The following is a 12859-nucleotide window of genomic DNA, read 5'->3' as shown; positions in this document are numbered from 1 at the left end:
TTCGTCGGCAACACCTACGACTTCAAGATCGTCAAAATCAACGACGACCGCAAAAACGTCGTCCTCTCCCGCCGCGAGCTCATCGAAGCCGAGCGGGCCGAGAAGCGCCAGCGCTTCATGGACACCATCAAGATCGGTTCCACCGTCAAGGGCGTCGTCAAGAACCTCACCGACTTCGGTGCGTTCATCGACCTCGATGGCATGGACGGCTTGCTGCACATCACGGACATGACTTGGGGCCGCCTCGGCCACCCGAGCGAACTGGTCAAAGTCGGCCAGGAGCTCGACGTCGTCGTCCTCGATATCAACAAGGAGAAGGAGCGCGTCTCCCTCGGCCTCAAGCAGACCCAGAAGAACCCATGGGAAGAGACAGAAAACCGTTTCCCCGTCGGCTCCAAGGTCAAAGGCAAGATCACCAACCTCGTCCCCTACGGCGCATTCGTCGAGATCGAGGAAGGCGTCGAAGGCCTCATCCACGTCTCCGAGCTCTCCTGGACCAAGCGCATCACGCGCCCGTCCGACGTGCTCACCGTGGGCCAGGAAATCGAAGCCGTCGTGCTCGGCGTCAACAAAGAGGAGCAGAAGATCTCCCTCGGCGTCCGCCAGCTCGAGCCCAATCCTTGGGACGAGATCGAGCATCGCTACCAGATCGGCCGCCAAGTCAAGGGCACCGTCCGCAACCTCACCGCTTACGGCGCCTTCGTCGAACTCGAAGAGGGCATCGACGGCATGATCCACGTCTCCGACATGTCGTGGACCAAGAAGATCAACCACCCCTCCGAAGTCATCAAGAAGGGTGACGAGATCGAAGCTGTGGTCATCGACATCGACAAGCAGAACCAGCGCATCAGCCTGGGGATCAAGCAACTCGAAGGCGATCCGTGGAAGGAAATCGAAGGCAAGTACAAGATCGGCGACCTTGTCAAAGGCAAGGTCTCGAAGATCACCACCTTCGGCGCCTTCCTCTCCCTCGATGGCGACATCGACGGCCTCATCCACATCTCGCAGATCAGCGAAGACCGTGTCGACAAGATCAAGGACCATCTCAAGGTGGGCCAGGAAGTCGACGCCCGCGTGATCAAGGTCGACAAGGGCGAGCGCCGCATTGGCCTCTCCTTGAAGGCTGCGAACTACAGCGAAGAAGACATCAAGCGCGAAGCCGCCGCCTTCGACGCCCTCAAGCCGGGCGAAGACATGGTCGGCCTCGAGCAGGCCTTCGCCGCTGCCGCCGAGGAGTACCGCCCCGGCGACGCGAAGCCGAAGAAGTAGTCCGATGCCGGACTGGCGGGTTACTCCGCCGGCCCCATCCGCAAACCATCAACAAGGCGCTATCGGGAGACCGATAGCGCCTTTTTTGGCCTTAATACGTCAAATTTGGCAATGGAGCCAACAGAGCCAACAGAGCCAATGGAGCCAACGTTTCATAGTCGCCATCGCCCGTCTCCACTTCATCCTTCATCCCTCATCCCTCATCCTTTGCCCCCATGACCGCTCCCGAACTCCAAGCCCTCCTCGCCTCCCCTCAGCCCCCGCGGCTTATCCACGTGCTGCCGGCGGAAATCTTCGCGGCCACGCGCATCCCCGGTTCGCAGAATGCGTGCGTCTATGAGATGAGCTTTCTCGATCAGGTCCGCACGGCGGTGCCAGACCCGTCTGCAACCATCGTCGTTTACGGCGCGGGCGAGGGTTCGCTGGATGCCGCGACCGCTGCGGTCAAACTCCGCGCCACCGGCCTTTACGCGCACGTGCAGCCCTTCGAGGGCGGACTCGCCGCCTGGCAAGCTGCCGGCCTGCCCCTCGAAGGCACCGGCCTTCTGCCCCAGCCCACCGTCCCCGATGGCCCCTTCCGGCTCGATCCCGCCCAGAGCCTCATCCGCTGGACCGGTCGCAACCTCTTCAACTTCCACTGCGGCACCGTGGCGCTCGCCTCCGGCGAAATCGTCTTACGCCAGGGCGAGCTGCTCTCCGCCCGGTTCACCATCGACATGAACCGCATCGCCAATGATGACCTCGCCGACCCGGCCTACAAAGCGCTGCTCATCGCCCACCTGCGCACGGCCGATTTCTTCGACGTCGAGCACCATCCCACCGCCCAGTTCGTCACCACCGCCGCGGAAAAAATCGACGTCTGCACCCCCGGCACGCCGAACTATCTCCTGCGCGGCACCTTTACCCTCCGCGGCATCAGCCATCCCCTCGCCTTCCCCGCGGTCATCGCCGCCAGCGACGACGGCCAGAGCGTCACCGGCCAGGGCCAGTTCGAATTCGATCGCACCGCCTACGGCAGCCAGTACGGCTCCGGCAAACTCTTCCGCTTCCTCGGCCAACACCTCGTCAACGACCACATTCAGTTGCATGTCAAAATTCATGCGGAGCGGCAGGGCCAGAGCGGTTCAATTTAAACTGTAGCCGGGAAACGGCGAGCGCGTGGCGTACCAGCAACACGGCGGCTCGACGGGGAAATGCGCATTGCCCGCCCGCCCGGCGGCTGCTAAACCCTCCGTTCATGTCGGCCCCCGATGTGGAAATGGTGTGTGTCCTCGCGCAACGAGCGCGGCGCAACGAGCGCGGCGCGACGACGCGGCGCGACGACGCGGCGTGCTCATGGCGGCTCCCCTTCACCTTTCATCCCTCATCCTTTCCCCACGCATACCGTCTACGGCTGCCAGTACGGCTCTTCCGCTTCCTAGGCCAAAACCCCGTCAACGACCACATCCAGTTGCAGGTCAAAATCCATGCGGGTCGATAGTCCGTTAGAAAATGTCGCCTGCCTCCATTTCTCTTTACCCGGGTCATTGCATTTTCTCTTCGACGGCCTCAAGACCGAGCGAATCGAATTTGGCGCATTACTTGATGAACTATGACTCCTTTCGTCCACATTCCACGAAAATCGCCTAACGCACATTGTAATGAAAACCGAAGAAGCCAAATCACTAATCAGTCTCATCAGGGACTCGTCGGCAGCAGATGTAACGGTCGTTTCCTTCGTCATTCTACCCATATTGCTCGCGGCGTGGAGCCTGTTCCTGAACAGTCTTTCCGCGCTTGAGACTCACGTCGAGGCAAAAGGTTATCTACTTGCGGTCCTGTTGGTTATTTATATTGGCGGCGTCTTCATCATGAAGCTATTCGAGAGCACCAAGGGTAAACGAGAGCGAGCGGCACAGCATATTCGCAACCGTCTCGAGCGGCGCAACACTCATCTCGGTAGCTTCGACTATATTCGCCGCACTGTGAATCCAGAGTACAGCGATCCCTTCCTCTTGACTATTCTTGACGAGTTCCCGGATGACTTCAGGCGAGCACAAATCAAGGGCGGAAAACTCGGGCTCGCGCTCAATGAATCCAGCGAAGAAGGCAATACCTAATGTCATCTGATCTGCCATCGACAGCACCTGTTCGAGCGGTTTGTTCGATTGGGGAATTCTTAGATGTCTTGGCAGGCCCAGCTAACTATTGGGAATGCAGCCCGAACGCTTGGCTTTACCGTGGGCAGACTAAAATGCGGAATATTTGGCCGATTCAGCCGAAAGCAGGTCGAGACATGTTCTTCGCAATGGCATTGAAAAGCAAAGAAGGTTGGAGCGATGCGTCCGATTTCCAAGTCGTGGATGGGGTTAAAGAAACAATCCGCGTTAGAGAGAATTTCTTCGCGCCCCACGACATGTATGTCTTTAAGGAATGGGCTGACCGAGCCGTGGCCTACTCGGATAAGTTCCCCGAAAACCAATGGGAGCGGCTCGCGCTCGCACAGCATTACGGCCTTGCCACTCGGCTTCTAGACTGGACGACGAGCCCTCTGGTGGCGCTTTTCTTCGCTGTTTCGGAGGAGAATGGCGAACACGGTGCAGTTTACGCATATTATGCCCCTCACCGCCAGATTGACCCTGTAGCTGACAATTTTTGGAGCTTTAATTCGGAGGCGTTCGTGGCAGGTGGGCTCGTCTACCGACCCCGCCCCGTAGATCGGCGTATGCTTCAGCAATGCGCGGTGTTTACTTACCATCCGTTCCCCCTCCGTCCAATCGTCCCAATTCAGGAACGGCAGGAGGCAATTCGCACCTTCAGTAGTAGCCATCGATTTGGGACAGATTTAATGACAATCGTCGTTGGGAGCACCTATAAAGAGACGCTACGACGCGAGCTAGCGACTTTGGGAATCACCCGTGAAAGTCTCTTTCCCGATCTAGAAGGTTTATCGTCTGAACTGAATCATACGAATAGCGGCGGCGGGGTACGAACGGCATATTCATCGGGCATCCCGCTCGAGTGGTTGTCGGCAGAAAGACGCGAGGAAATAGAGCGAATGTTTGCTTCAAAGCAGCAGACAGAGGAGAAAGAGACGACACCTGACGCTTGAAATCCTAAGCAATTCCTTCTCGGCGCATTCCACTTCAAAGGTTCCGGAAGTTGACCTCGATTCGCATCGTTAAATACAACCCGCTTGGTTTTAACTCAACACCCCCATGAACATAAAAACGCCGCTCATCGTCCGGCGCGCGATTCAGGTCGCGTGCATCCTCGTGTTTGGCCTTCTTTCCGCATGTGGAAAACCGGGGGTGCAATTCGTCGGGAAGTGGCGCTGGACCGGGGAAGGCAATGGCCCGAATCCCTTCGAGATCATCCAGAGCGGGGATGGATATCTCATGATCGATGGAGTGGATAAGAATGATAAAACGCCTGCCGAGATGAAAGAGGGCAAGCTCGTGTTGAGGACGGGCGCTTCCATGGAGTATCTCAAGGCTTCCGACCATCTGGGGATGCAGGGGTGGGGAGAGTTTGAGCGGGTGAAGTAGCAGGATTTGGCGGCTGAGGCAGCCAGGTAGGTGTCGCCCTTGGCTTGGATGCGGATGGCGCCCCCCGTTCCGCGAAGCAGACTTTCAACCGCACATCTCGGGTTCCCAAAGCCCCGCATTGGGAACAAGGATGAAATGGGGTGAATCAGGAAAGCAGGAAAATAGGAAATGCGGCGGCGGGTGGAGGTGGTTCGTCTGGTTCCTGATTGATCCTCTCTTGAAAGCAGGATCGCGCGGTTCATTCCCCTCTTCCCCGTTAATCGACGCGAATAACTTTGATGGGTTCGCCGCCGAAGCAGAGGACGATCCGACACCCGCCGGCCACGTCGTTGCCGAACTTCAAAGCCTTGGCCTGGGCTTCCTCGGCGGTGGCGGCCATCGCGGAGCCGTAGCTTTTCGGGCCGACGGCGAAGGCGCAGTACCAACCGCCCTTGGCCCAGCAGAGCGCCTCGGCATCGGGTGACTGGCAATAGCGGATCGCGGCGCGTTCGGCGGCGGCGCGGCTTTCCTTTCCCCAGGCATAGCCCCACCGCTTGGTGGATTGCGAATAGGCGATGGCCGAGAATTGGCAGGCGGCGCGGTTGGCCCGCCAGCGGTCCATGTAGTCTTCGAGGTCGCGCTGGCTCTGGCGTTCGCGGTCCGTGCGGGCCAGCCGTTCTTCGTAGGTTTCCTCGGCGCGCGCCGACGGGAGCAGGCCCAGCGGCGTGACCAGGAGGAGGGCCAGCGACCAGCGCAGGGCGATGCCGGCACGCGCGATTCCGGCGAGGGGAGTTCCTGGACAATTCATAGGTCGTGACGGGGGGACGCTGAACGCTTTTGGAGACGCCCAGTGAAACAGGAATCAGCGAAGCGCACAAGTCACAGGGCATCCCGGCGCGTGGGGACACGCGCACTATACTTGGGGTCAACTTCGTTCCCGGCTGGACCGAAACGATTTTTGGCTCGCTCCCAAGTTGCACTTGGGAGCGCATATTGGGGCGAAGCTTAGCTTCGGGGAGGGGTGCGTGCCCGAGTGTAACTTGGGAGCGAGGAGAAAACGACACTTGGGGAGCGTCGAGATGACAATTTTCCTTGGACATCCCTGGCGATGCCAACTCATCATCCATTGCGGATTAGCCTGAGAGTCCGACGGCAATGGCGGCCTGCGGCGTCCTTCCCGCGAGCAGCCTCCCCGCAGTCTCCAGCCATTGACTTTGAAAAACACCGTTCTTTCTCTTCCGGGATCACTCCGTCGTGCTTTCTGCACGATGAGCAGCTTCGCGCTCGCCTGGTGTGCGCTGCATGGCGGCGCCTCTACGGCGCAAGCCGCTCCCTTCCTGTACGGCACGGGACACGCGAGTCTGCTCGACTCCACCATCTTCTACTCCATCAATCCCATCACCGGCGCCGCCACGGTCATCGGCAACATCGGCTTCAGTAACGTCACCGGTATGGATTTCAACCCAATTACGGGCGTGCTCTACGCCGAAGGAGTTAACGGCAGCACTGGCATCCTGCTGACCATCAATCCCCTAACCGGTGTCGGCACGAGCATCGGCGCCACGGGCGTTTCGAGCGCCTTTAGCGATCTCTCCTTCCGCAGCGACGGAACGCTCTTCGGCTATAACAGTGGCAGCATCTACACCTTCAATCTCAGCACCGGTGCGGCCACTCTGATCGGCTTCACCGGCGTCATCACCGATGGTGGGCTGGCTTTCGACTCCTCCGATACTCTGCACATCGTCAACAACGGTAACGCCGCCACGATCAATACCAACACCGCGGCCCGCGACGTCGGCGCGACCATGGATTACTCGCCGCTGTCCAGCTCTACGCGCCCGAGCGGCATGGACTATGAGCCAGGCACAGGGGTGCTCTGGGCCATCACCAACGCCAACAGCAACGGCGCGACGCCGGACTATCTCACCACGATCAATACTGCCACGGGTACCATCTCCGTGGTGGGCCAGACCACCAACGGCATGGATGCGCTCGTGGTCTTCGTGCCCGAGCCTTCCGCCGTGGCCACGCTGGCCCTGGCCACCTTTTCTTTCCTCGGCTGCTCCCGGCGGCGGCGCGCCTGAGCCCGGCGCGTGGGGACACGCGCCATCTGCGGAAGCGACGGCGCGCTTCCCTCCAGCAGAGGGGAGAGGTTGGCGGGCTCTTTGGGGGTCTTGTTTTCCCCTCGCGTCCACGCTTGGCGATTTGTTAGGATTGTCCGGTAGCGTATCGGTGGCAACCGTTTACCCACGCTCCCCAAACTCATGACCATGAACAATTCCGCACTTCTCTTTTCCCGGGACCGGGCGATGCGTCCGAAGCTGATGGTGCTGGCGGCGGGTGTGGGGTTGATGCTGGGGGCATTTAGCGGCGAGAGCCGGGCGGAGCATCCGAATCTGGTCGTGAATGGCGGGTTTGAGACGGGGAGTTTCCAGGGGTGGACGGTCATCCCGGCGGAGAGCTTCAGCGATTTCGGGGTGGGGAGTTTGTTTCAACTCAACCAGGTGGGGCTGGGCGCGACGAACTATGGGTCGCCGATCGATTCCGCGCCTTTTGGGGTCATGCCCAATTCGGGAAACTTCGCGGCGTATTATGGGGCGATCTTCAATCAGTTCGACGCGATCTCGCAAAGGATTCACACTTTTTCCGGACGCCTGGGGGTCTACCGAATCTCCTTCCAGTTGCGCTCCGCGGGGCCGCCTCCGAATTTTGTGCCTTCCCGCTTTCGGGCGATCTGGAATGGGCAGGTCATCTACGACACCACCAATACGGTGGCCGGTCCTTATCAGCAGTTGGTCTTCAAGGAATCGGCCAAGGGCTCCAAGTCGACGCTCACTTTCGAGGGGTTGCAGTCTCCGGGCTGGTACTTTCTGGATGATGTTTCGGTGCAGCTCGTGGGGAAGTTTGCCAACGTGGAGAACCTGACGCCGAATCAGCATGCAGTGGCGCGCGCCCTGGATCGCGCGGCGAACGATCACCGGGCGAGCGCGGTTTTCGGTTTCCTCGACTACCAGGAGACCGGCGATCTCCCGCGGGCGTTTGATCGGATTGCGCCGGAGGAATTGACCTCGATGTTTGCCATGAGCACGGCCTATGCGCAGGTGCAGTCGCTGAATCTGCAGCGGCGCACGGATGATATCCGCAGCAATGCGAGCGGGTTCAGCGCGGCGAACCTGGCGATCAATGGCCAGGGACCGAGCTACAGCGGTGGGTTGGGGATCACGACCGGGGTGGCGGGACCGACGGGCAACAGCGGCAAGGAAAGCAAGGAAGTGAAGGAAGTGGCGCCGCGCGAGACGCGCTGGGGGACGTTTCTCTCCGGCACGGGCGAATGGGTGAATGTGAGTGGCACGGACAACGCACGTGGTTACAACCTAAGCAGCGGCGGGTTTACGCTGGGCGTGGATTACAAGGTGTGCCCGAACTTCGCCATCGGCCTGGCGGCGGGTTACACGGGGACGACGGCGGATCTGACCGATCATGGACGGATCTTCACCAATGGCGGTAAGCTGGGGCTGTATGCCACGACCTTTATCGGCGGCTGGTATGCGGACGTGGCGGCTTTCGGCGGTTACAACAGCTACGACACGCGACGGTCGGCCCTGGAGGGCGACGCGCGCGGGAATACCCACGGCGGCGAAGTGGATGGGCTCTTTGGCACCGGATATGATTTCAAAAAGGGCGGGCTGACCTTTGGCCCGACGGCGTCGTTCAACTATACCTATGCGGGGACGAATGCCTTTACCGAGCACGGCTCGCTGGTGCCGCTGAGCATTCATGGCGGCAAGGCGGAATCGCTGCGCACGGCGCTGGGCTTCAAGGCGAGCTACGAATGGAAGGTGGGCGGGATGGTGATCAAGCCGGAGTTGCGCGCGGCGTGGCAGCATGAATTCGGCGATGCGGCGTATGCGCTCGATGCCAGCTTTGCCAACGGCGCGGGTGGACCGTTCACGGTCAACGGGCCGGAGTTGGGCCGCGATAGCGCGCTGCTCGGGGCGGGGTTTGCCATCCAGTGCACGCCACGGTGCTCGACTTACTTTTACTACGATGGCGAGATCGGGCGGACGAATTACCTATCGACCAGCGTGACGGGTGGGCTGCGGCTGACGTTTTAATGCGGGCGTCAGGGAGCGCTCGCGGGTGTAGGGCGCGTGTCCCCACGCGCCGAGGGGAGATCCAGATCGCAGCTTCAGGCCGGCGCGTGGGGACACGCGCGCTACACCTGAATTTTTCGGCTAAAAAAGGTGGGCCATTGCGTATTGTTACGGGTTAGAAGCAAGAGACACCACTGCATGAGCCCTGAAAATATTTCCGCGGAACGCGATGCCCTCTTGAAAGCGCTGAACCTGGCTGAACAGGAGATCGCCAAGGCGCGGGCGGCGCAGCAACGGGCCGAGGCGAAGGTGGCGGAAGTGAATGCCCAACTGGCGCTGCGCGCGAAGAGCGCCGCGCAGCAGGACGCCGGATCCGCGGCGGTGGCCCAGGCGCAGACGGCGCAAAAGCGCGCGGAAGCGAAGGCACAACTGCTGGAGGCGCAACTCCGCGGCAAGCAAATGGAACTCGACGCGTTGGAAGGTGCGGCGGACGAGTTGCGGAACGAAAACGAGCAGTTGCGCTGCCAGATCGAGGAGAAGGCCGTGGAAGTGCAGGAGATGGAAGCGGCGTTGCGGGTGCAGGAAGACTTGATGGCTCCGCTGCAAAAGGACGCGGAGGAGGCCAAGGCGGAGGTGCGACGGCTGCGCTCCATCGTGATGCAGGTCACGACGGGCACGGAGAATCCCGTGGCGACGGCGCCGAAGGCGAGGTCGGACGCGAAGGGTGCGGTGCGGGCGGCGTAGTTTGCAGGCGGAGTGCTCAGTGCTCAGTGGAAACTTGGAGCGTAGACTGTCTTGCTTCCGAAATCGCAGGGTGGCGGTGGCGGCTTCGCCGTAACACCCAACACCCAACACCCAACACCCAACACCCAACACCCAACACCCAACACTCAACATCCAACATCCCACATCCCACATCCAATGAAGAGTCTGGTGCGGCACGTGGGTGGCAGGACGGTGAGCCATTGGATGTTGGGCGTTCGATGTTGGATGTTGGATGTTCTGTCCCCCGTTCAAACTACTTTGTTCTTCCGGCGGGGCGGCGATGCGCTAATGGACTGTCGCCGCCGCGCTCCTATTCATGAAATGGCCTCTCCTTTTTCCCTTCGTCGCCAGCCTGCTTTATATCGCAGCGGCGCTGTTTCTGAAACGGGCGCAGCAGCTCGGGGGCGGGGTGTTGCGGACGACGTTCATTGCCAATGTGGCGATCGCGCTGGTCTTTGCCACGCTGTGGCCGATGGGTGGGCCGGGGCAGCCGGCGACGCAGCTCTGGCAGCCGGCGCTGGTGGCGGTGCTCTTCGTGGCGGGGCAGGTGTTCACGGTGCTGGCGCTCTCGCTGGGCGATGTGTCGGTGGCGACGCCGGTGCTGGGGGCGAAGACGATTTTTGTGGCGTGGTTTACCACCCTGCTGCTCGCGACGCGGCTGCCGTGGCAGCTCTGGTGCGCGGCGGGGTTGAGCTTTAGCGCGATCGCGCTGTTGCATCGGGCGCCGCGGGGCGAGGGTGCGGCGGCAGCGGCGCGACACGGGCGGCTGGGGCGGACGCTGTTTTTTTCGCTGCTGGCAGCGGGGGCGTATGCGCTCTTCGACGTGCTGGTGCAAAAGTGGGTGCCGGCTTGGGGGACGGGGCGTTTTTTGCCGATCATGTTTGCGCTGTCGGCGGTGATGTCGGTGGGGTTCGTACCGTTCATCCGGGAGCCGTGGCGGGAGGTGCCGCGGGCGGCATGGCCCGCGCTGGGCGCAGGGGCGTTTTTCATGGCGCTGCAGTCGTTCGCCTTCGTCACGGGCGTAGCGATGTTTGGCGATGCGACGGCGATGAACGTGGTCTACAGCGCGCGCGGGGTGTGGAGTGTGGCGGCGGTGTGGCTGATCGGGCACTGGTTCGCGAACACCGAGGCGCAGCTTGGCGGCGGGGTGTTTCGCTGGCGGCTCGCGGGCGCGGCGCTGATGACCTCGGCGATCGTGCTGGTGGTGTCGCGGTGAAGGGCCGAAGCGCGGGTTCGCGCGTTATCCCGGCGCGTGAGGACACGCGCCCTACATCGTAGACGCCCTTACTTGACCTCAGCTACGTCGGTCACGTTAAGCTGGATGAACTGGCCATTGTACGGCTTGGGGGCGGGGGCGATGTCGGGGACGACCAGTTTGAGGAAGTTCGTGATCATCCGGCCGTTCTGGCCGTCGCCGTGGAAGGTCAGCGTGGCGCCGCCTTCGATCTCGATGGTCGCGGTGTAATCGATGGTGAAGATGTGGTGCCCGACCTTGTCCTGGCGGTTGAAGAAGAAGTGCGCCGCGGGCGAGGAGACGGTGAGCTGGTAGATATTGTAGGTGGCGTTGTTCGGTTCGCCGCCGCGGTAGAAATACTCGCCGTCGGCCTGGCCGTCCTTATACATCATGGGCTCGACGACGCCGCGCACGCGCAGGGTGACCTTGTAGCGTTTGCCGGGTTCGCCGCCGAATTTCCGCACGTCGGTGAACTTGTCGTTGGTCGCCGGGTCATCGGTGGCGCGGCCCGAAATGCCGTCGGCGCCGGGCTTGGGATTTTCCGGCATGGGATCCTTGCAGGGAAACTCGAAACGATAACCATCGAGGGCGACGGCGATCTTTTTCGAGTCTTCGGCCTGGGAGATACTGGTGGAAAGCAAGGCGCCGGTGAGGGCGAGGAAAGCGACGCGGAGATGGAGGCGGCGAGTCATGGGAGGAGAGGCGGTTGGGAAAGCGAGTTACTTACTTGAGTTCGGCGAGCTTCACGTCGCGGTACTCGCACTTCATCACGACGCCGGGATGGATCTGCAAGCCGAGCGGGGCCGGGCCGGAGAATTTCGCATCGGTATATTCCGAGGCCTTCTGGCCGTTGATCCAGCAGGTGAAGGTGTCGCCCTTGGCCTGGATGCGGAAGTGGTTCCACTCGCCTTCGGGTTTCATGAGGGTCTTCGCTTCTTTGGCCTGGCCGGCCTCGGGATACTTGTCTTTGCCGCCGGTGTACCAGGAGCCGGACATATCGACTTTCAGGCTGCCGGAGACGCCGAGCTGGAGCTGGATATTCGGCTTGCGCATTTCGATGCCGGTATCGACGCCGCGTTCCGTGACGCCTTTCCAGCGGACGTCGAACTCGATGACGAAGTCGCTGTATTCCTTCTCCGTCCAGAGGTAGTTGCCTTTCTTCTCGGCATTGTTTTCGCCGATGAGGATGCCATTCTCGACGTGCCAGAAATCGGTGGAGCCATCGGTCTTGAAGTTGGTGAGGTCTTTGCCGTTGAAGAGCGGCTCGAGTTTGGGCTCATCGGCTGGGGAAGCGACAAGGGCGGCGAGGGAGAGGAGGAGCGTGAGAGCGAGGGGGCGAAGTTTCATCGGACAGACGCTGCCAATTCCCACGGGCGGAGGGAAGCGCGTTTCTTGCGCTGCTGGTGTAGGGCGCGTGTCCTCACGCGCCGGGATGGCCCGCAATCCAGCTCGTCTCCCGGCGCGTGGGGACACGCGCCCTACACCGACCTTCAGAACGGCAGCTTGGGACGAACGGGAAACCGAGGCGTGGACGACGACATGGATTTCGCCGGCACTGCGCTCCGCGGCGACAAGGTGCCGGGCTCTTCGATGAGCTTTAAGACCGGGGCCTCCGCAGAACCTTCGCGGGCGTATCCCCAAGAGCCGCTGTAGACCCAGCTCTGGCGCGTAGCGAGAATGCCTTTCATGTCGGCCGGGACCGCAATGGTGACGAGAAAGTAGACACGGTCATCATCCCATTTCACATCGGTGACGGAGAGCTCAAGCCCCTTTGACGCGAGGTCTTGGCCGAGAATGAGTTTGTCCTGCAGTTTCCAGGTGCATTCGGCGGCGTGCGCCTGGATGAGCTGAACGAATCGCTCCTTTTCCGGCGCGGCGTTCGCGTGGGGAGTCGTGGAGCCGAGGAGCACTGCGACGAGGGCCAGCGCGGCGAGGTAGAAGCGCCGCCATAAGTGGGTATGAATGTGAGTTGTCATACCCGGTCTATTACC

13 protein-coding genes are annotated in these 12859 nt (G+C 61.2%); 9 read left to right on the top strand and 4 right to left on the bottom strand.

All coding sequences use genetic code 11. The features are described 5' to 3' along the window. From ABJF10_RS22880 to ABJF10_RS22860, 5 genes are all read left to right on the top strand, one after another. Positions 1-1269: 30S ribosomal protein S1 (locus ABJF10_RS22880; RefSeq protein ID WP_348546934.1), on the top strand; the 1269-nt coding region annotated here is incomplete at its 5' end. 215 nt (positions 1270-1484) lie between these two features. After that, positions 1485-2402, top strand: a complete 918-nt coding sequence (locus ABJF10_RS22875) for a YceI family protein (RefSeq protein ID WP_348546933.1) — start codon at positions 1485-1487, stop codon at positions 2400-2402. Between the two features lie 507 nt (positions 2403-2909). Next, positions 2910-3368, top strand: a complete 459-nt coding sequence (locus tag ABJF10_RS22870; RefSeq protein ID WP_348546932.1) for a hypothetical protein — start codon at positions 2910-2912, stop codon at positions 3366-3368. Continuing rightward, on the top strand, positions 3368-4360 hold the full coding sequence (locus tag ABJF10_RS22865; protein WP_348546931.1) for an FRG domain-containing protein: 993 nt from the start codon (positions 3368-3370) through the stop codon (positions 4358-4360). Before ABJF10_RS22870 ends, ABJF10_RS22865 begins: the two co-directional genes overlap by 1 nt. 106 nt (positions 4361-4466) lie before the next feature. Continuing rightward, on the top strand, positions 4467-4796 hold the full coding sequence (locus ABJF10_RS22860) for a hypothetical protein (RefSeq protein ID WP_348546930.1): 330 nt from the start codon (positions 4467-4469) through the stop codon (positions 4794-4796). A gap of 256 nt (positions 4797-5052) precedes the next feature. Here the strand turns inward: ABJF10_RS22860 and ABJF10_RS22855 are convergent, their stop codons facing one another. Next, a complete protein-coding gene (locus ABJF10_RS22855; RefSeq protein WP_348546929.1) occupies positions 5053-5583 on the bottom strand; it encodes a DUF4189 domain-containing protein in 531 nt (176 codons plus the stop codon). Between the two features lie 460 nt (positions 5584-6043). On the opposite strand from ABJF10_RS22855, the gene ABJF10_RS22850 reads away from it, so the two are divergent. From ABJF10_RS22850 to ABJF10_RS22835, 4 genes are all read left to right on the top strand, one after another. Further along, a complete protein-coding gene (locus ABJF10_RS22850) occupies positions 6044-6859 on the top strand; it encodes a hypothetical protein (RefSeq protein WP_348546928.1) in 816 nt (271 codons plus the stop codon). A 186-nt stretch (positions 6860-7045) separates the two neighbouring features. Continuing rightward, a complete protein-coding gene (locus tag ABJF10_RS22845) occupies positions 7046-8890 on the top strand; it encodes an autotransporter domain-containing protein (RefSeq protein ID WP_348546927.1) in 1845 nt (614 codons plus the stop codon). Positions 8891-9067: 177 nt separating this feature from the next. Next, complete coding sequence (locus tag ABJF10_RS22840; protein ID WP_348546926.1) at positions 9068-9613, top strand: hypothetical protein; 546 nt, start codon at positions 9068-9070, stop codon at positions 9611-9613. Between the two features lie 337 nt (positions 9614-9950). Continuing rightward, on the top strand, positions 9951-10850 hold the full coding sequence (locus ABJF10_RS22835; protein ID WP_348546925.1) for a DMT family transporter: 900 nt from the start codon (positions 9951-9953) through the stop codon (positions 10848-10850). Between the two features lie 68 nt (positions 10851-10918). Here the strand turns inward: ABJF10_RS22835 and ABJF10_RS22830 are convergent, their stop codons facing one another. The 3 genes from ABJF10_RS22830 to ABJF10_RS22820 form a co-directional block, all read right to left on the bottom strand. Beyond that, positions 10919-11560: a hypothetical protein gene (locus ABJF10_RS22830; protein WP_348546924.1), complete on the bottom strand. Its 642-nt coding sequence runs from the start codon at positions 11558-11560 to the stop codon at positions 10919-10921. Positions 11561-11591: 31 nt separating this feature from the next. Further along, positions 11592-12215 carry a DUF1080 domain-containing protein gene (locus tag ABJF10_RS22825; protein WP_348546923.1) on the bottom strand — a complete coding sequence of 208 codons (624 nt, stop codon included), beginning with the start codon at positions 12213-12215 and terminating at the stop codon, positions 11592-11594. Between the two features lie 143 nt (positions 12216-12358). Further along, the gene (locus tag ABJF10_RS22820; RefSeq protein ID WP_348546922.1) at positions 12359-12844 is read right to left on the bottom strand and encodes a hypothetical protein; all 486 of its coding nucleotides are present in this window, start codon (positions 12842-12844) and stop codon (positions 12359-12361) included. Between the last annotated feature and the right edge of the window lie 15 nt (positions 12845-12859).

The sequence above is a fragment of the Chthoniobacter sp. genome, from assembly GCF_040003245.1.
GTDB lineage: Bacteria > Verrucomicrobiota > Verrucomicrobiia > Chthoniobacterales > Chthoniobacteraceae > Chthoniobacter.
Note: the sequence above shows the minus strand (reverse complement) of the source record. Positions and strands in the feature narration are given on the sequence as shown.